The organism is Nonomuraea typhae (genome assembly GCF_009760925.1).
Taxonomy (GTDB): domain Bacteria; phylum Actinomycetota; class Actinomycetes; order Streptosporangiales; family Streptosporangiaceae; genus Nonomuraea; species Nonomuraea typhae.
In genome coordinates, this window is sequence record NZ_VRLV01000001.1 from 1,259,222 (window position 1) to 1,283,738 (window position 24,517).

21 protein-coding genes are annotated in these 24,517 nt (G+C 71.5%); 15 read left to right on the plus strand and 6 right to left on the minus strand.

From position 1 onward, the window contains the following. Positions 1–50 precede the first annotated feature (50 nt). Complete coding sequence (locus tag FVE25_RS05850; RefSeq protein ID WP_157245298.1) at positions 51–359, plus strand: hypothetical protein; 309 nt, start codon at positions 51–53, stop codon at positions 357–359. Here FVE25_RS05850 and FVE25_RS05855 read toward each other — a convergent pair. Further along, complete coding sequence (locus FVE25_RS05855) at positions 319–876, minus strand: TetR/AcrR family transcriptional regulator (RefSeq protein WP_157245299.1); 558 nt, start codon at positions 874–876, stop codon at positions 319–321. The two genes, FVE25_RS05850 and FVE25_RS05855, sit on opposite strands and share 41 nt — an antisense overlap. Before the next feature lie 16 nt (positions 877–892). Then, the gene (gene pulA / locus FVE25_RS05860; protein ID WP_246266645.1) at positions 893–6,352 is read right to left on the minus strand and encodes a pullulanase-type alpha-1,6-glucosidase; all 5,460 of its coding nucleotides are present in this window, start codon (positions 6,350–6,352) and stop codon (positions 893–895) included. 217 nt (positions 6,353–6,569) lie between these two features. Here pulA and FVE25_RS05865 point away from each other — a divergent pair, with 217 nt between their 5' ends. The 6 genes from FVE25_RS05865 to FVE25_RS05890 are packed head-to-tail and all read left to right on the plus strand — an operon-like array spanning position 6,570 to position 11,405. Then, positions 6,570–7,859, plus strand: a complete 1,290-nt coding sequence (locus FVE25_RS05865; RefSeq protein WP_157245300.1) for an extracellular solute-binding protein — start codon at positions 6,570–6,572, stop codon at positions 7,857–7,859. Positions 7,860–7,865: 6 nt separating this feature from the next. Further along, positions 7,866–8,834, plus strand: a complete 969-nt coding sequence (locus FVE25_RS05870; RefSeq protein WP_157245301.1) for a carbohydrate ABC transporter permease — start codon at positions 7,866–7,868, stop codon at positions 8,832–8,834. Beyond that, on the plus strand, positions 8,831–9,679 hold the full coding sequence (locus tag FVE25_RS05875) for a sugar ABC transporter permease (RefSeq protein ID WP_246266647.1): 849 nt from the start codon (positions 8,831–8,833) through the stop codon (positions 9,677–9,679). Before FVE25_RS05870 ends, FVE25_RS05875 begins: the two co-directional genes overlap by 4 nt. Beyond that, a complete protein-coding gene (locus FVE25_RS05880; protein WP_157245302.1) occupies positions 9,676–10,677 on the plus strand; it encodes a LacI family DNA-binding transcriptional regulator in 1,002 nt (333 codons plus the stop codon). The genes FVE25_RS05875 and FVE25_RS05880 overlap by 4 nt, the downstream gene beginning before the upstream one ends. A gap of 36 nt (positions 10,678–10,713) precedes the next feature. After that, positions 10,714–10,938, plus strand: a complete 225-nt coding sequence (locus FVE25_RS05885) for a hypothetical protein (RefSeq protein WP_157245303.1) — start codon at positions 10,714–10,716, stop codon at positions 10,936–10,938. Beyond that, complete coding sequence (locus tag FVE25_RS05890; protein ID WP_157245304.1) at positions 10,935–11,405, plus strand: SRPBCC family protein; 471 nt, start codon at positions 10,935–10,937, stop codon at positions 11,403–11,405. Before FVE25_RS05885 ends, FVE25_RS05890 begins: the two co-directional genes overlap by 4 nt. A 158-nt stretch (positions 11,406–11,563) precedes the next feature. Here the strand turns inward: FVE25_RS05890 and FVE25_RS05895 are convergent, their stop codons facing one another. Next, on the minus strand, positions 11,564–13,225 hold the full coding sequence (locus FVE25_RS05895) for a beta-N-acetylhexosaminidase (RefSeq protein ID WP_157245305.1): 1,662 nt from the start codon (positions 13,223–13,225) through the stop codon (positions 11,564–11,566). Positions 13,226–13,284: 59 nt separating this feature from the next. On the opposite strand from FVE25_RS05895, the gene FVE25_RS05900 reads away from it, so the two are divergent. The 4 genes from FVE25_RS05900 (at position 13,285) to FVE25_RS05915 (ending at position 16,882) form a co-directional block, all read left to right on the plus strand. Then, the gene (locus FVE25_RS05900) at positions 13,285–14,427 is read left to right on the plus strand and encodes an ROK family transcriptional regulator (protein ID WP_157245306.1); all 1,143 of its coding nucleotides are present in this window, start codon (positions 13,285–13,287) and stop codon (positions 14,425–14,427) included. A 105-nt stretch (positions 14,428–14,532) separates the two neighbouring features. After that, a complete protein-coding gene (locus tag FVE25_RS05905; RefSeq protein WP_157245307.1) occupies positions 14,533–15,150 on the plus strand; it encodes an ACT domain-containing protein in 618 nt (205 codons plus the stop codon). A gap of 26 nt (positions 15,151–15,176) precedes the next feature. Further along, positions 15,177–15,710 carry a MaoC family dehydratase gene (locus FVE25_RS05910; RefSeq protein ID WP_157245308.1) on the plus strand — a complete coding sequence of 178 codons (534 nt, stop codon included), beginning with the start codon at positions 15,177–15,179 and terminating at the stop codon, positions 15,708–15,710. A gap of 8 nt (positions 15,711–15,718) precedes the next feature. Next, entirely contained in the window at positions 15,719–16,882 is a 1,164-nt protein-coding gene (locus tag FVE25_RS05915) for an acyl-CoA dehydrogenase family protein (protein ID WP_157245309.1), read from the plus strand. A 193-nt stretch (positions 16,883–17,075) separates the two neighbouring features. Here FVE25_RS05915 and FVE25_RS05920 read toward each other — a convergent pair whose 3' ends face one another. Further along, entirely contained in the window at positions 17,076–18,500 is a 1,425-nt protein-coding gene (locus tag FVE25_RS05920; RefSeq protein WP_157245310.1) for an MmgE/PrpD family protein, read from the minus strand. Beyond that, a complete protein-coding gene (locus tag FVE25_RS05925) occupies positions 18,497–19,291 on the minus strand; it encodes a cyclase family protein (protein WP_157245311.1) in 795 nt (264 codons plus the stop codon). The genes FVE25_RS05920 and FVE25_RS05925 overlap by 4 nt, the downstream gene beginning before the upstream one ends. 50 nt (positions 19,292–19,341) lie before the next feature. Between FVE25_RS05925 and FVE25_RS05930 the strand changes: the two genes are divergently transcribed. From FVE25_RS05930 to FVE25_RS05940, 3 genes are all read left to right on the plus strand, one after another. Further along, positions 19,342–19,686, plus strand: a complete 345-nt coding sequence (locus tag FVE25_RS05930; RefSeq protein WP_157245312.1) for a hypothetical protein — start codon at positions 19,342–19,344, stop codon at positions 19,684–19,686. 20 nt (positions 19,687–19,706) lie between these two features. Next, positions 19,707–20,468, plus strand: a complete 762-nt coding sequence (locus tag FVE25_RS05935) for an IclR family transcriptional regulator (protein WP_246266649.1) — start codon at positions 19,707–19,709, stop codon at positions 20,466–20,468. 229 nt (positions 20,469–20,697) lie between these two features. Further along, complete coding sequence (locus FVE25_RS05940) at positions 20,698–21,405, plus strand: FadR/GntR family transcriptional regulator (protein WP_157245314.1); 708 nt, start codon at positions 20,698–20,700, stop codon at positions 21,403–21,405. A 61-nt stretch (positions 21,406–21,466) separates the two neighbouring features. Here FVE25_RS05940 and FVE25_RS05945 read toward each other — a convergent pair whose 3' ends face one another. Next, positions 21,467–22,750: an ABC transporter ATP-binding protein gene (locus tag FVE25_RS05945; protein ID WP_157245315.1), complete on the minus strand. Its 1,284-nt coding sequence runs from the start codon at positions 22,748–22,750 to the stop codon at positions 21,467–21,469. 290 nt (positions 22,751–23,040) lie between these two features. On the opposite strand from FVE25_RS05945, the gene FVE25_RS05950 reads away from it, so the two are divergent. After that, complete coding sequence (locus FVE25_RS05950; protein ID WP_157245316.1) at positions 23,041–24,513, plus strand: glycoside hydrolase family 13 protein; 1,473 nt, start codon at positions 23,041–23,043, stop codon at positions 24,511–24,513. The last annotated feature ends 4 nt before the right edge of the window (positions 24,514–24,517 follow it).

Below are 24,517 nucleotides of genomic sequence, written 5' to 3' on the forward strand. Positions count from 1 at the left end.
ATGAGACAGCTAGATCCATTCGTCTCAGCGTCTCGTGTTGAGGAGGGTCGATGGAGACCCGGCGAGAGGAACTCCAGGCCGCGCTGGCCAGGGCCAGAAGCAGCGGCGACCCCGCGGTTCCCGAGGACGTGCTGAGGGATCTGGCACGGCGGTGGTATGCCGCACTCGGGGCACGCATGGACGCCCTCCTGGAGCAGGGCGCCCCGCCCGACGCGGTACGGCAGGCATACGACGAGCTGGCCGCGGCCGACCCCACGTGGCGCTGGGTGCTCGACGCCCACCGCGACCACCCGGCGGTCGCCGGCACCGAGGAGTGGTTCATGCGGGTGACGCTGGGCGGGCAATCGCTGCCCATATGAACCGGGCGATCTCCCGGCTGCCGCCCAGCGTGGTGGTCGGGTGGGCGATCAGGCTCAGCACGACCCTGGTGGTGAACTCCACCGCCTGCTCCGGCGCCACCCGCAGCAGGTGCGCGTGCGGGCCCGCGGCCAGCAGCGGCGCCATCCCCTCGGTCAGGAACGTGATGAACGCCGTGTGCCCCGGCCGCTCGATGAGCATGGTGAACAGCTCCTCCGGCTCCTCCATGAGCATGCGCTGCAGCACGTCGTGGCCGGAGGTGAACTCCAGCGCGAACTCCACGGCGGCGGCGATCTGCTCCTCGGGCGGCACGTCGGCGGCGAAGATGCGCCGCACCTCCTCGATGAACCGGGCGCCCTCGTGCCGCACGATCAGCTCGCCCAGCCGGTCCTTGGAGCCGATCGCGCGGTAGACCGTGGCCCGCGAGACCCCGGCCCGGGCGGCCACGTCGCTGAGGGAGGTCTTGCGATAGCCGTACGCGGCGACGCACTCCATCGCCGCCTGAATGAGCCGCTCCACAGGCGCAGATTCTAGGTCAGGTCACGAACACCGCCGCGGTTCTGCCGGGGACGGTCAGGGTGCCGGTCGCCGGGTCGAAGGCCGAGCCCGCGGCCACCGGGTCGGCCTGCTCGGGGTGGAGCGTGGTCGCGGTGCCCTGCAGCTCCTTCACGGTCGCCCCGGCCGCCGACGGGGTGGCGTTGAAGACGACGGTGATCGAGCTCCAGCGCGGGTCGAGGCCGGTTCCGTCCAGCCGCATGACGATCACCCCGGGCCGCGTGACCGGGAAGGAGATGCGCGCGCGGGCCTCGGCCGCCGGCAGCGCGAACAACGGCGACGAGCCGCGGATGCGCAGGAACTCCCCGAAGCGGGCGCGGGCCGTCGTGATCGCCGCGCAGTCCGGGCGCAGCGCCGGATCGGCCAGCAGCGGTCGCGCGTACGGCCAGCGGCCCGCGTTGTCCGCTTCCGGCGGCAGCCCGGCCCCGAAGCCGTTGCCCTGCGCGCAGTCCCAGTGCAGGCGGTTGAACCAGTCACCGGAGTCGTAGGAGTTGCGGTCCAGCGACTTCGAGCGCAGCCGTTCGCTCCCGGCGTGCACGAACGCGGTCCCCTGGGCGAGCAGGACCGTGGCCAGCGCGAGCCCCTGCATCCTGACACGTGCCGACATATCCCTTTCTTGCGGCAGTTTGTAGGCCAGGGCATCGAAAAGCGTCTCGTTGTCATGGGCATCGACATAAGTCACGACATCAGAGGTCTGGGCGGCATATCCGGCTGGGGAGCCGTTGTAGGACACCTCCGCGCCCGTCCGGCCGCCGGGCAGCACGTAGTCCCGCAGGTTCCCGGTCAGGCCGAGCATGACGAGGTCCTGGTAGTGCCGCAGCCGCGCCGCCGCGTCCCGGTTGCCCGGGGCGTCGTTGACGTCACCGGCCAGCCCCGAGCCGAACCCCTGGAGCCGGGGGTCGGCGTCGAACGGCCCGCCGCCCCGCACTCCGTCGCGCAGGCGGTCGTTGAACGTGCCGATCCCGGTCCCGGCCAGGTTCGCCTGCGTGGCCTGCGGGAAGCGGGCGCCGCCTGCCACCTCGCCGAAGTCCCAGCCCTCGCCGTACAGCAGGATCTCCTTGCCGTTGACGCCGTCCCCGGCGGGCGTGAGCCGGTCCAGGGCCTTGCGGACGGCCAGGATGTTGCTCTTCGGGTGGTGGCCCATGAGGTCGAAGCGGAAGCCGTCGATCTTGTACTCGCGGGCCCAGGTCACCACCGAGTCGACCACGAGCCGGCCCATCATGGCGTGCTCGGGCGCGGTGTTCGGGCAGCAGGTCGAGGTGGCGACACTGCCGTCGGCCAGCAGCCGGTGGTAGTAGCCGGGCACGATCGCGTCCAGCGTCCGCGCGGAGTGGGTGTGGTTGTAGACCACGTCCATCACCACGCGCAGCCCCGCCCGGTTCAGCCCGGCCACCATCGCCCGGAACTCCCGGGTGCGCTGATCGGGGTCCGCGGCGTACGATCCCTCGGGCACCGAGTAGTGCAGCGGGTCGTAGCCCCAGTTGAAGGCGTCCCTGGCCGCCGTCCTGGCCACGCACTCCTGCTGCAGCGGCGAGTCGGGCGGCATCGCGGCCAGGTCGCAGCCGGGCTCGGCGCGGTCGGCCGCGCGCTCGGGGATCGTGGCCACGTCGAAGACCGGCAGCAGGTGCACGTGCGTGAGCCCGTCGCGGGCCAGGTCGCGCAGCGCCCGCATGCCCGCGCCGTCGCCGGTGAACGCCCCGTAGGTGCCGCGCACGGCCGCGGGGACGCTCCGGTCGGCGGCCGAGAAGTCGCGGACGTGGAGCTCGTAGACGGTCTTCGCGGGTTTCGCCGGGGGTTTGGCCAGGGTCTCCCAGCCGGTGGGACGTTGCCGCGCCAGGTCAGCCAGGCGGCTGCGGACGCCGTCGGGGGCCACGGCCACGCTGTAGGGGTCGGTGACCTCGTTGGTGACGACCCTGCCCTCGGCGGGGGAGTAGACGGTGACCAGGTAGGTGTAGTCCCGGCCCAGCCACGACGCGGGCGCGCGCACCGACCACACGCCGGTCTTCGCCTCGCGCCGCATGTCGTGCTCCGTACGGTCACCGCCGTCGTACAACGCCAGCCTGACCTGCTGGGCGGTCGGCGCCCAGAGGGCCAGGCGGCCTCCGGCGTACCCCAGCGGCTCGTCCGTCGCGTAGAGGTCGTCCAGGACGCCGGGGAGCTGGACGCCGGTCGCGCTCACCAGCCTGCCCGCGGCGCTGCGCTCCACCGCCGCCACCTGGCCGCGCAGCGCCTCCGGCACCAGGCCGGTGTCGCGCGGGTCCACCTTGTAGGCGGGCAGCGCCTTCAGATGCGGCCACGCCGCCTTCTGCGCGTCGGTGAGCGTGCCGGGAAGCAGGCGGATCAGCCGCTTGGCGGCGCCGTGCGCGGACTCCAGGGCCTTGACCGTGTCTCCGGCCGCCGGCCACAGGACGGTGTCGCGGGAGATCCAGTGGGCGCGCAGCTTCGTCAGGTCCACGTCCGGGACGCCGCCCGCGGGCTGCGGGAGCACGTGCCCGTCCACGCCTGCCAGTTTCCACGCCTCGTTGCCGTCGAGCCGCTGGTCGGCAGCCTGATCCTTCTCGTCGCCGTTGTGCACGATGTAGCTCAGCCCTTTCGCGCCCTCCGCCAGTGGCACCCTCCAGTACACCCCGAAACCGTCGCGGCCCGCCGGAGGCAGCGGGGCGTTCCAGCCGGTCGGCGTGGCGGCGCCGCCCCACACGTGCAGGCCCCAGCCGTCGTAGCGCCCGTCCGGGCGGTGGTAGTGCAGCACCGCGACGTTGTCGGCCGCCGCCCTGGAGGCGTGCACGGCCGCGTCTCCCGAGTTCACGTACGCCTCCGCCCCGGTGAACGACTGGTCGGGGCCGGGGTCCTTCTCGTCGCCCCGGTGCACGATGAAGTTCACCGGCTGCTCGGGCGCCTTGAGCGGAACCCGCCAGTGCGCGCCGGACGCGCCGATCCCATCGGGCGGTTCCGGGTTCGCCCAGTCGGTCGGCTCGGCCACCGCCTCGCCCCACAGGTGCAGGCCCCAGCCCTGGTAGGCGGCGTCGGCGCGGCGGTAGTGCACGGTGGCGTACCCCTGCGCGGCCTGGCGGGAGCCGTACACCTGCTCCCTGCCCTCGGCCAGCCACACCTCGCCGCCGCGCGCGGGGTTGACGATCCGCTCGCCGCCGTCCTTCTGGTCGCCCCTGTGGGGGAGGACGACGACGCCGGCGGCACCCGGCTTGAGCTTGATCCAGGCGAAGCGGCCGAAGCCGTCCTCGCCCTGGAACGGCAGGGGGTCGTCCCACGTGGTGGGCCGCTCGACGTCGCCCTGCACGTGCAGGCCCCAGCCGTCGTAGTCCTGGCGCTGGTAGTGCACGACCAGCCAGTCCCGCTTCACCGGAGGCTCGGGCTCGGGGCCGGGTCCTTTCCCGGCCTGCGCCTTCGCCGAGGCGTACCGGCCGGCGGAGTCCTTGACGACCGCCTTGTAGGTGATCGGGGTGCCCGCCGCGATCCCCCTCAGGTCATGAAATATACGGAAGGTACGGCCGGCGCCCGGCGCGTCATCGGTGCCCAGGACCTTCCACGGCCCGTCGCCGGCCCGGGCGGCGAAGGTCACCTGGTCGAACCCGGTGCCCGGCACCGTTGCCCGGATCTCGACGCGCTCGTCGCCGGGCGTGCCCCGCAGGTCGCCGCCGGGCAGGGTGAGGGAGATCCGGGGCGCCTGGTCCGGAGCGGCCAGTCTGCCGGCGGCCCGGAAGACGACCGACGACATCGCCGGCACGGTCACGGCCAGCACGGCGTCGGCTCCGCTGGCCGGGGTGGCGGCGCCGCCGTACAGCTGCTGGAACGGCATCGACGGCGAGTACGTCGGGATGCGCGCGGTCACCGGTGCCGCGGCGTTGTTGACCGCCACCACGTACTCGACCTGCCGGCCCGCGTCGATGCGGGAGAAGGCGTACAGACCCCCGGTGGCCAGGCGCTCGATCTGGGCGCCGTCGGCCAGGGCCGGGTGGTGCTCGCGCAGGGCGGCGAGGGCGGCGATGTGGCGGTAGAGGGGATGCGCGGGGTCGTAGTTGTCGCGCGCGTGGGTGGCGTCGGTGCCGATCAGGTCGTCGTCCAGGTAGTCGGGCGTCGCCGAGGCGAACATCGGGGCCCGGGCGTCCTTGTCGCCTCCGGCACCGGTGAAACCCTGCTCGTCGCCGTAGTAGACGACCGGCTGGCCGCGGGTCAGGTACATCAGCTCGTGCGCGAGCCGATCGCGGGCGAGGGACTCCGGCTCGGGGGCGTCCTGGCGCAGGAAGTGGCCGATGCGGCCCATGTCGTGGTTGCCGAGGAAGGTCGGCAGCGAGGCGGCGTTGGAGTCGGCGTCCAGGTGCCGGTCGTCGGCCGCGTACAGCTCCGCCAGCTTGGCGGCGCCGCCCCGGCCGGAGGCGTAGGAGCGGGCGGCCTCCTGGAAGGGGAAGTCGAGGGTGGCGTCCATGCCGCCGCGCGTGGAGTAGCGGCTGGTGAAGGCCGGGTCGGCGCTGAAGACCTCGCCGAACACGAAGAAGCGGCCCCGGTTGAGCGCGGGGGAGAAGCGCTCCCAGAACTCCATGTTGACGTGCTTGGCGGTGTCGACGCGGAAGCCGTCGACGCCCGTCTCCCGCACCCAGGTCCGGTGGATGTCGATCATGCCCTGGACGACCTCGGGGCGTTCGGTCCACAGGTCGTCCAGGCCGGCGAAGTCGCCGTATTCGGAGCTCTCGCCGGTGAAGGTGGAGTCGCCCCGGTTGTGGTACATCGTCGGGTCGTTGAGCCAGGCCGGGGTCTTCGCCGTGCGCGAGCCGATCGGGGTGTAGGGGAAGGAGCCGATCGTGACCTTCGGGAACGGGCCGACCCGGTCGTCGAAGGGCCGGCCTTCGGCGTCCACGTACGGGTAGGCGCCCTTGGATCGGTACGCCGTGCCGCCCTCCCGATAGGAGATGACGTCGGCGGTGTGGTTGGTGATGATGTCGAAGAACACCTTCATGCCGCGCCGATGCGCCTCCTTGACCAGGCGTTTCATCTCGGCGTTGGTGCCCAGGTGCGGGTCGATGCGGGTGAAGTCGGTGATCCAGTAGCCGTGGTATCCGGCCGAGTCCCCCTGGACGGGACGGTTGTGGAAGGCCGGGGTGATCCACAGGGCGGTGGTGCCGAGGCCCTGGATGTAGCCGAGCCGGTCGATCAGGCCCTTCAGGTCGCCGCCGTGGTAGTAGCCCTTGCCTGCGGGGTCGAAACCGGTGCGCTGCCGGTCGCCGGTCAGGCCGCCGCGGTCGTTGCCCGGGTCTCCGTTGGCGAAACGGTCGGTCATGGCGAAGTAGAACCGTTCGCGGGTGAGCTCCGTCCGCGTCGCGTCCCTGGCCAGTTCCCTGCCGGAGGGCTCGGAAGAGGCCGAGGCGGGGACGGCGAGGCAGGTCGTCAGCAGCAGGGCGGCGGTGAGCGTGCGTAAGGAGGGGCGCACGGGAGGCTCCAGGAGAAATGTGGGCTGTTGCCCGGAAGTTACGCTTCCGGCCCGCCCCTTGCAATGCCTTGCAGCGGATTACAGCAAGACGGCCGGTGATCGACCCTTCAGATGTAACAAGTTTGCAGACCTTGCAGAAAATTCTTCCGAATCTCATGATCCGGGCGTAACCTCCGGGGTGCTTCACCGGTTCCCTGAGTACTTGAGGAGATGGACCATGCGGCGAGCCTTTCCGGCTGCGGCGGTCGTTGCGGCCCTGGCCCTGGCGGTTTCCGCCTGCGGCGGTGGTGAGAGCGCGGCGCCCGCCCCCGCGCAGTCGGCGGCCGACCCGTCGAAGATCAGCGGCGAGATCACCTGGTGGGACACCACCCGGCCGGACAGTGAGGGGCCCGTCTTCCAGGAGCTGATCAAGGAGTTCCAGGCGAAGTACCCGGCCATCAAGGTCAAGTACGTCAACGTGCCGTTCGACCAGGCGCAGAACCAGTTCCAGACCGCCGCCCAGGCGGGCGCCGGCGCGCCGGACGTGATCCGCGCCGAGGTGGCCTGGACCTCGCAGTTCGCCTCGCTGGGGTACCTGCAGCCTCTGGACGGCTCGCGGGCGATCGACAACGAGTCCGACTTTCTCCCCGGCCCCCTCAGCAGCACGAAATATCAGGACAAGACGTATGCGGTGCCGCAGGTCACCGACACCCTCGCCCTGCTCTACAACAAGAAGCTCCTGGAGAAGGCCGGCCACACCGCGCCGCCCAAGAACGTCGCCGAGCTCAAGCAGGCCGCCCTCGACGTCAAGTCCAAGACCGGCGTCACCGGCCTCGCGCTCAACGTGGACGCCTACTTCCTGCTCCCCTTCATGTACGGCGAGGGCGGCGACACCCTCGACGTGGCCGGCAAGAAGATCGTGGTCAACTCCCCGGCCAACGTGAAGGCCATGCAGGCCGTCAACGACCTGGTCGCCTCCGGCGCCGCGGCCAAGCCCGCCGTCCAGGACAGCTACGTCAACGCGATGACCGCCTTCAAGGACGGCAAGACCGCGATGATCTACAACGGCCCGTGGGCATTGTCGGAGATCTACCAGGGCAAGGAGTTCTCCGACAAGGCGAACCTGGGCATCGCCCCGGTCCCCGCGGGCAGCGTCAAGGCCGGCGCCCCGACCGGCGGCCACAACCTGGCCATCTACGCCGGCTCCAAGAACATCCCGGCCGGCTACGAGTTCGTCAGGTTCATGACCTCCAAGGAGAGCCTGGCCAAGATGTCGGGCAAGCTCGGCCTCCTGCCCCCGCGCACGTCCGCCTTCTCCGACCCGGCCGTCCAGGCCAACAAGGACGTGACCGTCTTCAAGCCGGTGCTCGACTCGGCCGTGCCCCGGCCGTGGATCCCCGAGGGCGGCCAGCTCTTCCAGCCGCTGCTCGAGGGCTACCAGGCGCTGGTCGGCGGCAAGGAGACGCCGGAGCAGATGATGAAGACGGTCGAGGACAAGTACCGGGGCATCTTCAAGGACTGGAGCTGACCTTCCATGGCGGTCTCGCTGACCGAGAAGCGGCCGGGCGCGGCGGCGCGCGCCCGCGCCCGGCCACGCCCCTGGCATCGCCACTGGTACGCCTGGGCCATGGTGGCGCCGGTCCTCATCGTCATGGCGGTGCTGATCGGCTGGCCGCTGGCCCGCGGCGTCTACCTGTCGCTCACCGACGCCACCGAGGCCAACGTCGGCCGCACGATCGGCGTCAACGTCATCCCGTCGCGCTATGAGTTCGTCGGCCTGGAGAACTACCTCGGCATCCTGACCAGCGGCCTGTTCTGGGCGAAGCTGGCCTGGACGGTCGTCTGGACCGTGGCCTGCGTGGCCCTGCACTACGGGCTCGGGCTCGGCCTCGCCGTACTGCTGCACCGCAAGCTGCGCTTCCGGTCGGTCTACCGGGTGCTGCTGATCCTGCCGTGGGCGATCCCCGCGTTCGTGGCCGCCTTCATCTGGCGCTACCTGTTCAACAGCGACTACGGCGTGATCAACGCGATGCTCGAGGCGGCCGGGCTCGGAGCCGTCGGCTGGCTGAACGATCCGTTCACCGCCAGGATCGCGGTGATCGCGGTCAACGTCTGGCTCGGCGTGCCGTTCATGATGGTCGCCATGCTCGGCGGGCTCCAGTCGATCCCCAAGGAGCTCTACGAGGCCGCCGAGGTGGACGGGGCCACGCCGTGGCAGCGGTTCACCAACATCACGCTGCCGTCGCTGCGCGCCGTCTCCAGCACGGTGATCCTGCTCGGCACGATCTGGACGTTCAACATGTTCCCCGTCATCTACCTCGTCACCGGCGGCGGGCCGGGCAGCGAGACCGAGATCCTGGTCACCTACGCCTTCCGCGAGGCGTTCACCGGGGTGCGCAACTACTCGGGCTCGGCCACGTGGGGTGTGATCATCCTGCTGCTCCTCGTCCTCATGGCCTTCGGATACCGGCGGGCCCTGCGCAAGACCGGGGAGGTGTGGTGAAAAAGCAGCTGAAAAGGGATGCGAGAGGCCCGCTGGCGTCGATCGCGTTGCACGCGACCCTCATCGTCGCCTCGCTCATCTCGATCCTCCCGGTCGTCTGGCTCATCCTCACCTCGCTCAAACCGCGCGACGGCTGGCTCTCCACCGAACTGGAGATCTTCAACAGCCCCTCGCTCGGCAACTACGGCCGCGTGCTGACCGAGACGGCCTTCCCGACCTGGCTGCTCAACTCGGTGCTGGTCGCCGGGCTGACCATGCTGCTGGGCGTCTTCCTGGCCGCCACCACGGGGTACGCCATCAGCCGCTTCCGCTTCCCCGGCTACCGGGGCGTCATGTGGCTGCTGCTCATCACCCAGATGTTCCCCGTGGCCATCCTCATCGTGCCGCTCTACAACCTGATGGCCTCGCTGAAGCTGCTCAACCAGGTTCCCGGCCTGGTCATCGCCTACATGACGGTGGCGGTGCCGTTCTGCGCCTGGATGATGAAGAGCTACTTCGACACCATTCCGCAGGAGATCGACCAGGCCGGGATGGTCGACGGCCTCACCCCGTTCGGCGCGTTCTGGCGGGTGGTGCTGCCGCTGGCCAGGCCGGGCCTGGCGGTCACCGCCTTCTACTGCTTCATGACCGCCTGGGGCGAGGTCGCCTACGCCACCGTCTTCATGACCCAGGAGGAGAAGCGCACGCTCGGCGTCGGCCTGCAGCAGTTCGTCGGCCAGCACTGGTCCGACTGGGGGCTGCTGACCGCCGCCGCCGCGCTCATCGCGATCCCGGCCGCGGTCGTCTTCCTGCTCGTGCAGCGGCACCTGGTCACGGGCCTGACCGCGGGCGCCACGAAGCTGTGAGGCTCGCCGACATCGCCGCCCGGGCCGAGGTCAGCGAGGCCACGGTCAGCAGGGTCCTGAACGGCCGGCCGGGCGTCTCGCCCGCGACCCGGCAGGCCGTCCTGGCGGCGCTCGACGTGCTCGGGTACGAGCGTTCGCCCCGCCTGCGCCGGCGCAGCGCGGGGCTGGTCGGCCTGGTCACGCCCGAGCTGGAGAACCCGATCTTCCCCGCGTTCGCCCAGGCTTTCGAACGGGCCCTGGTCCAGCACGGCTACACGCCCGTGCTGTGCACCCAGACGCCCGGCGGCGCGGCCGAGGACGAGTTCACCGAGCTGCTGGTCGAGCGCGGCGTCTGCGGCATCGTCTACCTGTCGGGCCGGCACGCCGACACCACCGCCCGCGGCGACCGCTACGTGCAGGTCCTCGGCCAGGGCGTGCCGATCGTGCTGCTCAACGGCTACGCCGCCGACGTGCCCGCGCCGTTCATCTCCCCCGACGACCGTACGGCGGCGCGGCTCGCGGTCCGGCACCTGGCCGACCTGGGCCACAGCCGCATCGGCCTGGCGGCGGGCCCGGCCCGCTTCGTGCCGGTGATCAGGAAGATCGAGGGCTACCGGGCGGCGGTGGGCGGTCCCGGTCAGGTGGCCCACTCGCTGTTCTCCGTGGAGGGCGGCCAGGCCGCCGCCGCCCAGTTGCTCGACCAGGGCTGCACGGGCATCGTGTGCGCCAGCGACCTGATGGCGCTGGGCGCGATCCGGGCCTGCCGCGGGCGCGGCCTGTCGGTGCCCGGCGACGTCTCCGTGGTCGGCTACGACGACTCGCCGCTCATCGCCTTCACCGACCCGCCGCTCACCACCGTCCGCCAGCCCATCCAGGCGATGGTGACGGCGGCCGTGCTCACGCTGATGGAGGCGGTGGCCGGGACGGCGCAGCGCCACTCCGAGCTGATCTTCCAGCCCGAGCTCATCGTCCGCGGCTCGACGGGCTCCGGCCCGAACGTGGTCCGGGGCTCCGCTTGACAGGCACGGCAGGCCCTTGTAGGCAACCGGTTAGTCATGAGACTCGACAGTCATGAACGCTGGACGCCACCTTCGCCGCCCTGGCCGACCCCACCCGCCGGGCTCATCATCCGGGGCCGCGAGGCCCGGCGCCGCCGGTGCCGGCTGGCCGCCGGGCCGCTCAAGGACGCGGTCGACTGGCTGGAGACCTACCGGGACTTCTGGCGGGAGAGCTACCAGCGGCTCGACGACCTGCTGGGCGAGCTGAAGGAGCGCTCATGACGCTGACGGTCGAGGCGCTGGGCGAGACCGAGCTCGTCATGATCCGGTCCTTCGACGCTCCCCGCAGGCTCCTGTGGGCGGCGCTCACCGACCCCGACCTGGTGCCCCGCTGGCTGGGGGCGCACGGGTGGCAGATCGTCCGGTGCGAGATCGACCTGCGGGCCGGCGGCGCGTGGCGGTACGTCTCCACCGGGCCGGGCGGGGCCGAGATGGCCCATGGCGGGATTTTCCGGGAAATCGTGCCCGAGATCCGGCTGGTGTTCACCGAGTCCTACAACGACCAGTGGGTGGCGGGCGAATCGCTCGTCACCCAGACCCTGGACGAACACGGCAACCGGACCACCCTGACCACCGACATCACCTACCCCTCCAGGGAGATACGCGACGTGGCCCTCCGGTCACCGATGGAACGCGGAGTCGGCGAGGGCTACACCCGCCTGGACGCCCTCCTGGCCACCCTGACCTGACGCCGCGGGTTCACGCCCGGCCACGCGGGCGGTCTGCCGGGCGCCGTTGCGGCGCCCGGCCCGTCCGACGTGAGAAGCGATCCCCCCGACCTGCGCCCGCTCACGGCGGCGGGTGGCGGGTGTGGCGGCCTGCCGTACTTCTAGAAGGAGCGCACCCCCTACGAGTCGCGCGCCACCGTGGAGACGGCGACGTCCACCTCGGGGACCTGGTCGCGCCAGGCATGCCAGGCGGCGACCGTGCGCCTGGGGTCCTTGGTCTCGCGGGTGCGGGGGCCGGTGCCGCCCTGCTGCCACGGGTGGGGCCCGTCCAGGGGCCGGTACTCGCAGCCCGCGGCCTCCAGGCGGGCCAGGTGGGCCTCGCGCAGGCGGCGGGTCAGGTCGGCGTGGCCGGCGGGCCGGCCGGTCCAGACGGCCTCGGCGATCGCGCAGGCCCGCGGGAAGGTCATGTAGTCGAGCGCGCGCTCGTCCGGGATGTACTCGGCCCACACCTGGAACTGCCCGCCCAGGACCCGCCCGCGCTCCTCCTCCGACCAGGAAGCGGGCAGCACCTCGAAGCTCGCCGAGTCCTCCAGCGTGATGGGGCCGCCGATGGACAGCGGTTCGGAGGGCAGGTCCGACTGGTCGTAGTCGAAGTACGTCGGGTAGACCGGAGCCCGGACGACCTCGAGGCCCGCGGCGGCCGCCTGGCGGGCGATGGCGTCGCCGCGCCAGCACATGACGATGGTGTCGGCCAGGGCGCCCCCGCTCTGGAAGCCCTCGTCCCAGACGATCATCCTCTTGCCCCGCCCGGCCAGGTGCTCGCCGATCTGGCGCAGGAACCAGCCGTGCATCGCCCGGGCGTCCGTGACGCCGAGCGCGGCCATGTGCCCGGCCACCTCGGGGTCGAGCGGCCAGTCCTCGGTGGGGCACTCGTCCCCGCCGAGGTGGAAGTAGGGCGTGTCGACGACGTCGAGCACCTCGTCCACCAGCTCGCACACGAGCTCGACCGCCGCCGGGACGGGCTTGAGCACGCCGGAGCCGATGCCCCACCCGCCGAGCACCTCGCGCGAGCCGGTGCCGAGCTCGGGGAAGGCGGCCAGCAGGGCCGAGGCGTGGCCGGGCAGGTCGATCTCGGGGACCACCGTGATGCCGCGCTCGGCGGCGTAGGCGGAGATCTCGGCGAGGTCGTCGAGGGTGTAGTAGCCGCCGTGGGGCGTGCCGTCGTAGTCGTTGGAGTGGCGCCGGTGCCCGATGAGCGTGTCGGGGCGGTGGGTGGATCGGCGGTTGATGACCGGGTGGCGGCGGCTTTCGATGCGCCAGCCCTGGTCGTCCGTCAGGTGCAGGTGCAGGCGGTTCATGCGGTGCATGGCGAGCAGGTCGAGGTATCGGAGCACCGTGTTCTTGGTCCGGAAGTGCCGGGACACGTCGATCATGCCGCCGCGCCACGCCGTCGCGGGCGCGTCGTCGATCTCGCCGCACGGGAGCTCCCAGCGCGTGCCGGCCGCCGCCGCCCGCCAGGCGTCCGCACCGAGCAACTGCCTGAGTGCCTGTACGGCGTGGCGCACGCCGTCCGGATCGGCGGCCGCGATCTCGACGCCGTCCCCGGTGACGCGCAGCCGGTAGCCCTCGGCCGCCCCGCCGTCCTCGAGGCGGACCGACACCGCGCCCTGCGGCGCGGAGCCGGGGGCCAAAGGCAGGTTCAGCGGGTGCAGCAGGCGCCGCACCAGGTGCGCGAGGCCGGGCTCGGCGTGCAGAAGGGTGCCGGCGTCGAGGGTGAACGTGCCGTCGTGGGCCACGGCGTGGCGCGGGGAGGGAACGAGGAGTGCGTATCGATCGCTCATGTCACGAAAATTAACAGGACGGGATCCAGAAAGAAAGGGGGTGTGGTAGACCTTCCCCCATGCCGCCCCGGACCGCGTCGCCGCACACCGCCCGCCTCATCAACGACCGGGCCGCCTTCGACCTGCTGCTGGAGCACGGTCACCTGTCCAGGGCGGAGCTCCAGCAACGCACCGGGCTGTCCCGGGCGACCATCGGCGACCTCGTGGACCGGCTGGAGGCGGGCCGGCTCATCACGCCCGTCGGCGAGTCCCCGAGCAGGCGGCGCGGCCCCAACGCGGTCCTGTACGGTCTGGTCGCCGACCGTGCCCACGTCGCCGGGGTCGAGGTGCGCCCCGGCGAGGTGCTGGCCTCGGTCAACGACCTGACCGGCGGCCAGGTGGGCTTCGCCAGGGGCCCGCTCGACCCGGCCGCCGAGCCCGACCGCCTCGTGCACGACACGATCGGCGCGGCCCTGGCCGACGCCCGCCTCGGCGCCGACCGGCTGGACGGCGTGGTCATCGGCACGCCGGGCCTCATCGACCCCGAGACCGGGGACGTGGCGTTCGTCGGCGCGCTGCCGACCTGGCACGCCAACCTCCTGCCCGGCCTGCGCGCCCGGCTGGGCGGCCTGCCGGTGCTGGTCGAGAACGAGGTCAACCTGGCAGGGCTGGCCGAGCACCGGCTCGGCGCGGCCCGCGGGGAGGACACCTTCGCCCTCATCTCCCTGGACGCCGGGGTCGGCATGGCGATCGTGCTGGGCGGGCGGCTGCACCGAGGGCGCTCGGGCGGCGCGGGGGAGATCTCCTATCTGCCTGCCAGCCTGGACGGCGCCGCCTTCCCCCACCTGGTCTCCGGGCCCGCCCTGCTCGCGCTGGCCGCCGAGCACGGGGTGGCGGCACCCGGCGCCGGCGGGCGGCTCGCGGGGGAGGACCTGGCCACGGTGGTGCGCAAGGCGCCCGGTTCCTTCCTGGACGTGCTGGCCGAGCGGATCGCGTTCGGCGCGCTGGCCGTGTGCGCGGTGCTGGATCCGGGCTGCGTCATCCTCGCGGGTCCCGTGGGCAGGGCGGGCGGGGAGGAACTGGCGGCGCGGGTGGAGGAACGGCTGGCCGGGCAGATCCCGCTGCCGACCCGGGTGGTGCCGGGCACCGTCGAGGGCGACGCGGTGCTGCGCGGCGCCGTTCTCGTGGCATTGGAGCGGCTCTACCAGCAGATGTTTCGGTAGTCGACCAGCAATAATGCGAAATAGCCGCATCATGCGCGACATATCCGTGGAACGTGGTCGAAACTTCGACACGGCACCGTGGACCCTCAGAAAGGGGGCGGAACGATGCTGCTTCGACTCAGAGTGTCCCTGCCTGACCGGCCCGGAGGGCTGGGGCAGGTGGCCCGCGCGCTCGGCGCGCTCGGCGCCGACATCCTGCAGGTGACCGTGCTGGAACGCGAGAGCGGGCGGGCGGTGGACGAGTTCACCGTCGAATGGGCCGGCGGCGCGGCCGAGATGGAGGAACGCCTGTCCGGCCTGCCCGGGATGCGGGTCGACGGCGTCTGGCCGACCAAGGACGTCCCGGGCACGGCGCCGGACTACGACCTGCTCACCCACGTCGCCGCCGAACCGGCGCGCGGCTTCGCCACGCTGGTGGACGCGCTGCCCGGCCTGTGCGGGGCCGACTGGGCGCTCGGGCTGGCCGACGGAGTGGTACGGCACGCCAGCCTGTCCGCCCCGTCCGCCTACGACCTGCCCGACCCGCCGCTGCGCGCCGTCACCCGGGCCGGCGGCGACCTGCGCCTGCTGGTGCTGCCCGTGGAGGGCCTGCACATCGTGGTGGCCCGCAGGGTCGGCCCCGCCTTCCACCGCGCCGAACTCCACCGGGCCGCCCGCATCGCCGAGGTGGTGGCCAAGCTGGCCGGCCGTACCGCCGAAGCGGCGGGGGCCGTTGACCCGTAAAACGTCAGACGATTAACGTGGCGTAGGTGACCGTGCACGAGGCGGCCATCGGCCGCTACTACGAGGACTTCGTGGTGGGCGACGTCTACCAGCACCCGCTCGGCCGCACGATCAGTGAGGCCGACAACACGTGGTTCACCCTGCTCACCATGAACACCAACCAGAACCACTTCAACGCGCACTTCGCCGCCAGAGCCCCGACCGGCAAGATCATCGTCAACTCGGGCCTGTCGGTGGCGATCGTCCTGGGCCTGTCCGTCATGGACGTCAGCCAGACCGCGATCATGAACCTGGGCTGGGAGGACATCAGGCTCACCCACCCCGTCTTCGTCGGCGACACCGTCTACGCCGAGTCGCTGATCACCGCCAAGCGCGAGTCGAAGTCCCGCCCCTACGCCGGGATCGTCACCGCCCGCACCCGCGGCCTCAACCAGGACGGCGACGAGATCATGTCCTGGACCAGGACGGTCATGGTGTACAAACGCGGCGCCCCGCACGACAAGGGCTACTTCCCGCAGGCCAGGAGCGGCCCCCTCACGCCCGACCCGGAGAAGGAGTGACCCCGCCCGTGGACTTCGAGCTGAGCGACGACCAGAGGGCCTTCAGGGAGACGCTGCGCGCCTTCGTCGACAAGGAGATCCTGCCGGTCGCCACCGAATGGGAGCACTCCGGCAGATATCCCACCGAGATCGTGGACAAGATGAAGGAGATGGGCCTGTTCGGGCTGACCGTGCCCGAGGAGTACGGCGGGCTGGCCGCCGACATGGTCACCTTCGCGCTCGTCTTCGAGGAGATCGCCAGGGGCTGGATGGGCGTGGCCGGGACCATCGGCTCCCACACGCTGTCCACCTGGATGATCGCCCGCCACGGCACCGAGGAGCAGAAACGCCGCTACCTCCCGGAACTGGCCAGCGGCGCCCGCCGTACCGGACTGGCGCTGACCGAACCCGGGGCGGGCACGGACCTGCAGGGCATCCAGGCCCGCGCCGTGCGCGACGGCGGCGACTACGTCGTCAACGGCGCCAAGACGTGGATCACCAACGCCCGCCACGCCGACCCGCTTCCCGTTCTGGTCAAGACCTCGATCACCGAGCCCGCCCACAAGGGCATGTCCGTGCTGCTCGTGGACGCGGGCGCGCCCGGCTTCACCGTGGGGCGCGACCTGCCAAAACTCGGCTACAAGGGTCCCGAGACCTGCGAGGTCACGCTGCAGGACGTGCGGGTGCCCGTCGCCAACCTGCTCGGCGGCGAGGAGGGGAGGGGCATGCAGCAGGTGCTCGGCGGGCTCGAGATGGGCCGCATCAACATCGCCGCCCGCGCCGTCGGGGTCGCGCAGGCCGCCTACGACGCCGCGCTCGGCTACGCCCGCGAGCGGTCCGCGTTCGGCCGCCCGATCGCCGACTTCCAGGCCATCCAGCTCAAGCTCGCCGACCTGGCCACCGAGATCCAGGCGGCCCGGCTGCTCACCTACTGGGCGGCCGCGCGAGCCGACGGCGGCGCCCGGGTGGACATGGAGGCGGGCATGGCCAAGTACTTCGCCTCCGAGGTGGCGCTCAGGGCCTCGCTGGAGTCGATGCGCGTGCACGGCGCGTACGGCTACAGCCAGGAGTTCGTGGTCGAGCGGCTGTATCGCGACGCCCCGCTGATGGCGATCGGCGAGGGCACCAACGACGTGCAGCGCCTGGTGATCGCCAAGGCGCTGATCAGCGGGAAGCGCAAGGTCGGCTGGTAGGACGGGACGGCGGGCGCGTCTGGGCGGGCTGGGATCCCGGGTCGGCGGGCAGGCGGAGCATGGCGTTCCTTTCGTCGTGGACAACAGGAACGATCACACACCCCCCGCCGGGCGGTCCGGGGCGGGTTTCCCGTCGCCGCCGGATTCAGGCGACGGGAAACGCCACTGGCCGGGCGGTGAATCGAGCCCCGGGTCAGCCCCGGTCGCGGGCGCCCGTGGCGGCCACGGGGGACACGGACAGGGACAGCAGCTGCGTGGCCGAGGCTCCGGCGCGGGCCGCCGCGACCAGGGCCGCCACCCGGTCCTCCGGCAGCGCCCGCCCGGCGTTGTCGCGGAACTTGCGGGCCAGGTCCTCGACGGTCAGCGGGTGCTCGGGACTGCCGCGGGAGGAGTCGACCCGGTGTTCCAGCACGGCCCCGCCGGCCAGCCGTACCCTCAGGACCGCCGCGAACGAGCGCGGGAACAGCTCGGTGGCGCGCGCGTCGGCCACGCACCGCACGCGGGCGGCCAGAGCCAGGCGCGCGGGGTCCAGGTCGGCGAAGTCGTCCGGGGAGACGCCCAGGACGGCGCCGGAACCGAGGAACGCGGTCGCGACCGTGTAGGGCCCGGAGAACTTCGCGTGGTACGGCGAGCGCGGCGCCGCCTTCTCCTCCGGCGGCTCGGCGATCGTGCGCAGCACCGGGGCGGCCACCCCCAGCTCGATCTCCTCGATCTGCACGGGGTCAAGGCGCTCGCGCAACGCCAGCGCGCAGTCGATGGCCGGATGGGTGAAGTGGTTGGTCGGATAGGGCTTGTAGACCGTGCGCAGGAGCTCCCAGCGGTCGCCGAGGTCGTCCAGCAGGGCGCCGGCGTCGTAGCGGCCGTCCAGCCACGCCTGGAAGAAGCCGAAACGTCCCTCCAGCACGGTCGGCGGCCCGGTCACGCCCTCCAGGGCCATGACCGCGGCGCTCACCCCGGCGTGCGCGGCCCAGCCGCAGTGCACCCGCTTGACCGTGCCGCCGGTCCGGTTGGCCTCGATCACGCCCGAGCCCATGCTGGCCGCGATGCCGATCGCGTCGGCCAGCCCGGCCGCGGGCAGGCCGTACACCATCCCGGCGGCCACCGCCGCGCCCAGCGTCCCGCAGATCGAGGTGGCGTGCTGGCCCCGGTCGAAGAAGAGGGAGTTGCCCGCCTCGGGCAGGTAGGAGGCCATGCCGAGGCGGTTGCAGACCTCGATGCCGGCGGCGACCGCCGCGGCCAGTTCCGCCCCTCCGGCGCCCGTGGCCTCGGCGGCGGCCAGCGCGGCGGGCACCACCGGCGCGCTCGGATGCAGCACCGAGGGCAGGTGGGTGTCGTCGTAGTCCAGAGCGTGCGCGAGCGTGCCGTTGACCAGGGCCGCCGAGGGGGCGGGCAGCCGGTGGCCGCTGCCGATCGCGGTGGCCTCCTCGGCGCCGCTCCACCGGCGTACGGCACGCAGCACGGCCGGGGCGGCGTCGCCGTCCGGCTCGGCGTAGGCGGCCAGGCAGTTGCCCAGCACGTCGAGGACGCGCCCCTCGACGTCGGTGCGGACGGCGGCGGGCAGCCCGTCGCGGCAGCTCGCGGCGAAGTCCGCCAGGAGCCGCACGTGCGTGGTCGTCATGAACGCTCCCCGGGCAGGATCGCCAGCGGCCGGACCGGCGCGCCGGTCGCGCCCACGATCGACAGCGGGTTGAGGATCAGCAGGAACTCACCGACCTGGGCGTCGAGCAGCTCGTGCAGGCGCATGGTCTCGATGATGTTGACGCCGGACTCCACCAGCATGATCCGGTGCACGGGCAGCGTGGCGTGGCCGCGGCCCGGGGCGATCTGCTCGAAGGCGATCGTCTCGCCGCCGACGGCCCGCGGGCGCTTCTCCGTCAGCCAGCCGGCCGCCTCGACGCCGGGGCCGGGGACGCCGCCGGTCAGGCCGATGAACCGGTCCGGTTCATGCCATAACCGGGACCAGCCGGTGCCGACGAGCACGACGTCGCCCTCGCGGATCTCGACGTTCTTGGCGGCGGCCTCCAGGTCGGCCGCGGTGACCTCGTAGCCCGCGGGCAGGACGGGCGTGTTGTGCACCCGGGCCACGTCGAGCAGGACGCACCGGCCCACGTACGGCTCGAAGGCGTCGATGCCCAGCTCGCTGAAGCCGTCGTTGGTGGTCAGCGTGGCCGGGTCGGCGCCGCCGTACAGGAGGCCGTCGTGGGAGACGTGGGCCAGCGCGTCGACGTGGGTGCCGACGTGGCCGCCGGTGACGATCAGCTCGTTGGCCGCCGAACCGCCGTCGGTGCGGACCACGTCTCCGTGACGGCGTTCCAGGAGCATGCGGAAGGGGGGATGATTGGGCGACTGGGGCATTCCCCTGCGCATCGGCTGCGCCAAGTCGTACACACGCGCGCCGTCGTGCCACATGGCTCACTCCTGGTGTTCCAATTATTGGAATTAGGTTTCAAACTGTACCCATGATCTACCTGGTCTACAGGATGCGGCTCGCCGAGCGTGCCCGTCGGGACATGCCGGCATTCTGGGAGTGGCTGGAGGAACGCGAGCGCTGGTTCTATCGTGACCTGCCAATGGTGAAAGAGGTCCGGTGGTTCTACAGCGTCGTCGGCGAGGTCTACATGCTGGAGAACTGGGCGGCCTTCGAGGACGAGGCGGCCTGGGGCGCCTACCGGCAGGCCCTCGGCGTGCTCAAGAGCGATCCTCCCTGGGAGTCGCAGCGGGTCTCACAGGAGGAGTGGTGGGACTTCGTGGACACGAAGATCATGACTGATCCACCGGTCCCGGTGGGGTTGCAGCGTAGGTGAAGGGCCCGAGCATGACCAGCATGTCCAGCCAGACCGTGGCGACCGTCGAGCGCGCGGCCGACGTCCTCGTCTATTTCGCCGAGTCCGGCACCAGCACGCTCGGCGTGACCGAGATCGCCGACGGCCTCGGCATGTCCAAGGCCGCGGTCCACCGGGTCCTGGCCTCTCTGCGCAGCCGCGGCCTGGTCGAGGTCGACGAGGAAAGCCGCCGCTACCGGCTCGGGCTGACCGCGATGCGCCTCGGGCTGGCCTATCTCGACCGGATCGACGTCCGCCGCATCGCCGGGCCCGAGCTGACCGGGCTGAGCGCGCGCACCCACGAGACGGCGACGCTGTCGATCAGGACCGGGACCAGCCGCGTCTACATCGACCAGGTCACGCCGCCGCGGGAGGTGATCATGTCGGTCTCGCTGGGCGTGCCGTACCCGCTGCACGCGGGCGGCTCGTCCAAGGCGTTCCTGGCCTTCCTCACCGAGGAGGAGATCTCCACGTACCTGGAGAAACCCCTCGATCCGGTGACCCCGGGCACGGTCACCGACCCCGACCGGCTGCGGGTGGAGCTGTCGCTGATCCGCCGGCGCGGCTACGCGATGTCGATCAACGAGCGCCAGCGCGGCGCCGCCTCGGTGGCCGCGCCGGTGCTCGACCACCACGGCATGCCGGCGGCGGTCATCAGCGTCTGCGGGCCCGCCGAACGCTTCGTCGGCGAGGCCGACGCGTGCGCGGCGGCGCTTTTGGAAACCACGGACCAACTTTCCGCCAGACTGGGTTACCGGGGTTGACCTCGTGATTTCTCATTTTCCTCAGAAAAGGGCATTGACACGAGAGCCATAGATTGGAACGCTGTTCCCAGAAGTGGAACGGGGCCCCTCGCCAACGAGGGGCGAGCACGGCTGAATCGGCCTCACCGTGGGGGAGGCCGAATCGGCCCCCGGCTCCTCGCCGGCCCCGTCCGGGAGGCGCGCCGGGCGGGGCCGATCCCCGCACAGGCGCCCAGTAGGGTCTTTCGGTGTGACCAAGACGCCGCCCGCCTACCAGACGCTCGCCGCCGAACTGCGCGAGCTCATCGTGGCCGGCCGCTTCCGCCCCGGTGACCGGCTGCCCGTCGAGCCCGAGCTGTCGGCCGCCTACGGGGTTAGCCGGAGCACGGTCAGGGAGGCGCTGCGCCTGCTGGCCAGCCAGAACCTCATCGCCACCGTGCGCGGCGTGGCCGGGGGCAGCTTCGTGGTGACGCCGCAGCCCGAGCAGATCAGCGACTACCTCGCCACCAGCCTCAACCTGCTGGCCGTGGACACCCAGCTCACCGTCGACCAGTTCGTGGAGATCCGCGACCTGCTGGAGGTGCCCGCCGCCGGGCTGGCCGCGCTCCGCCGTACCCCTGAGCATCTGACGGCGCTCCGGGCCACGCTGTTCGACCCCGCGTCCTCCTCGCCGGAGGAGATGTACGAGCCCAACAAGCGTTTCCACGCGCTGCTGCTGGCCGCCTGCGGCAACCCGCTGCTCGAGGTGGTGGCCCGGCCGATCTTCCAGGTGCTGGACGAGCGGTTCCTGCGCTCGCGCGCCCCCGGCCGCTTCTGGCACGAGGTGGACCGCGACCACCGGGAGATCCTCGCCCGCATCGAGGCCGGCGACGAGGCAGGCGCGCGGCAGGCCCAGCACGCCCACCTGACCCGCCTGCGCGGCACCTACCTGGCCATCGACCGCAACGCCACGTCCTGATGCTTAGCTGGTTTCGTGATGCTTTAACTGGTTTCGTGTGTTTTGACTGGCTTCGTGTGTTTTAGCTGGTACGGCGGGCCGCGTCGATGCGGGCGCCCTCCAGGGTGAAGACCATGATGCGGGACAGGTCCACGGCAACCTTGGCGGCGTCGGCCACCCGCCAGGCCGGCCGCACGCCCAGGCGCACGATCAGGTCGGTCCTGCGGTGGTGGCCGCTCTCCTGCTCCTCGTCGTGCTCGTCCTCCTCCGTCATGACGCGGGAGGTGAACATGCGGCGCAGCATCGTGGTCAGGCCGGTGCGCTCGGGGGCGTGGCCGTTGGTCTTGCGGCGGGGGTCCGGCGGCTCGGGCACGGGCATGCCGGGCGTGCCGCACTCCACGTAGGCCAGCCACTCGTGGCCGTGGTACTCCAGCGCGCGCACGCGGCCGAAGAACGAGGGGCCGTCGTAGGACTCCGGCACCGGGGCCAGGCCGTCGGGGCGCATGCCGACCAGCACCTGGCCGCCGGTGTACTGCGAGATGGCGTAGGCGCGGGGGTCGCTCCACGGCAGCGTCAGCTGGTGCGGGCCGAAGTCCAGCATCACGAACTGGTTCTGCGGGGTGCGCACGGTCGCGCTGAGCAGGTTCAGCTGCTGGGAGTTGAGGAAGGCGGCCACGAACGCGGTCGCCGGGTCGTTGTAGATCTGCGCGGGGGTGCCCACGTCCTGCAGGACGCCGCGGTTCATGATGGCGATCCGGTCGGCCAGGGTCAGCGCCTCCACCTGGTCGTGCGTGACGTAGATCGTGGTGACGCCGAGCGACCTGACCAGGGCGGAGATCTCCATGCGCAGTTCGGTGCGCATGCCGGCGTCGAGGTTCGACAGCGGCTCGTCCATGAGGAAGATCTTCGGCTGCCGGACGATGGCGCGGCCCATGGCCACGCGCTGGCGCTGGCCGCCGGACAGGGTGCCGGGGCGGCGGTTCAGGGTCTCGTCGATGTGCAGCGCCTTGGACAACTCGGTGACGCGGTCCTTGACGAACTGGGGGTCGGCCTTGGCGATCTCCAGCGGGAAGGCGATGTTGCCGCGGACCGAGCGGTGGGGGTAGAGCGCACCGCTCTGGAAGACCATCGCCACGTCGCGGTCACGGGGCGGCAGGTGGTTGGCGAGCTTGCCGTCGAGCCACAGGTCGCCCTCGGTGACCTCCTCGAGGCCGGCGATCATGCGGAGCAAGGTCGACTTGCCGCATCCTGACGGGCCCAGGAGGACGAGGAACTCCCCGTCCTCCGCCTTCAAGCTCATGCGGTCGACCGCCAGGTGGTCCCCCGGGTAAACCTTGGTCACTTTGTCGAGTACGACCGAGCTCATGGGCAGCACCTTGCAGCCAGGTTCCGCTGTGATTGATGAGGTAGTACATCGCGGTTATAGCCCCATGTCCACCCTTGACATCAAAAATCTCGATAGTTCGTGAGGTGGGGGCTTGACGCCGCCGCTGACAGTAAAGCCGCTGGTCACGCAAAGGTTCTGGGGGCCGGAGTGGGGTGGCAGGTCAGGACGTCAGCCTCGTGTCCGGATATGTCATGGAATAGGGGTGCATGGAAGGGCTTGCGTAAACTTGCGGTAAGGGATTTCATGGACGGGACTCTCGGGGGGAACTCATGACCGCATGGTGGCGTAACGCCGTGATCTACCAGGTGTACGTGCGCAGCTTCGCCGACGGCAACGGCGACGGCGTCGGCGACCTGATCGGGGTGCGCGACCGCCTGCCGTACCTGAGAAGCCTGGGTGTGGACGCCGTCTGGCTGACGCCGTTCTACACCTCGCCGATGGCCGACTTCGGCTACGACGTGGCCGACTACCGCGACGTGGATCCGCTGTTCGGCAACCTGGCCGACGCCAAGGCGCTGATCGACGAGGCGCACGGGCAGGGCCTGCGGATCATCGTGGACATCGTGCCCAACCACACCTCCTCGGCCCACGCCTGGTTCCAGGAGGCGCTGCGCGGGCTCCGGCGCGAGCGCTACATCTTCCGCGACCGGCCCAACGACTGGGAGTCGATCTTCGGCGGCCCGGCCTGGACGCAGGTCGAAGACGGACAGTGGTACCTGCATCTGTTCGACAAGGAGCAGCCCGACCTCAACTGGGACAACCCGGAAGTCCAGGCCGAGTTCGACTCCGTCCTGCGCTTCTGGCTCGACCTCGGCGTGGACGGCTTCCGCATCGACGTCGCCCACGGCATGGTCAAGCCCCGCGACCTCCCCGACATCGGGCACTCCGACCAGATCCGGATGATCGGCAGCGACGTCGTCCCGTACTTCGACAACGACGGCGTCCACGCCATCCACCGCCACTGGCGGCACATCCTCGACTCCTACCCGGGCGAGCGCATCGGCGTCGCCGAGGCGTGGGCCCCCACGCCCGAGCGGCTGGCCCTCTACATCCGCCCCGACGAGCTCCACCAGGCGTTCAACTTCCACTACCTGAGCACCCCGTGGGACGCCGGCCTGCTGCGCGCGGCCATCGACTCCTCCCTCGCCACCGCCGCCTCGGTCGGCGCCCCCTCCACCTGGGTGCTGTCCAACCACGACGTCAAACGGCACGTCACCCGCTACGGCAGCCTCGAGCGCGCCCGCGCCGCGACCCTGCTGACCCTGGCGCTGCCCGGCTCCGCCTACGTCTACCAGGGCGAGGAACTGGGGCTGCCCGAGGTGCTCGACCTGCCCGAGGAGGTCCAGCATGACCCGCAACGCCTGCGCGACCCCGACAGCGGGCGCGACGGCTGCCGCGTGCCGCTGCCCTGGACCCGCGACCTCGGCTGGAACGACCCGTGGCTGCCCATCCCCGCGGCCTGGTCCGAGCTGAGCGTCGAGGCGCAGGAGGGCGTGCCCGGCTCCACGCTGGAGCTCTACCGCTCGGCGCTCACGCTCCGCCACGAGCTCACCGGCGACCTGCGCTGGCTCGACTCGCCGGCCGGCACCCTCGCCTTCGCCCGCGGCGACGTGGTCTGCGCCGTCAACCTCACCGCCGCCCCCGTGGACTTCGGCATCGACGGTGAGATCATTCTGTCCTCATCCGGCACGCGTGGCACGGCCGTCACTCCCGATTCGGCGGTGTGGTGGAAAGTAAAGTAGCGGC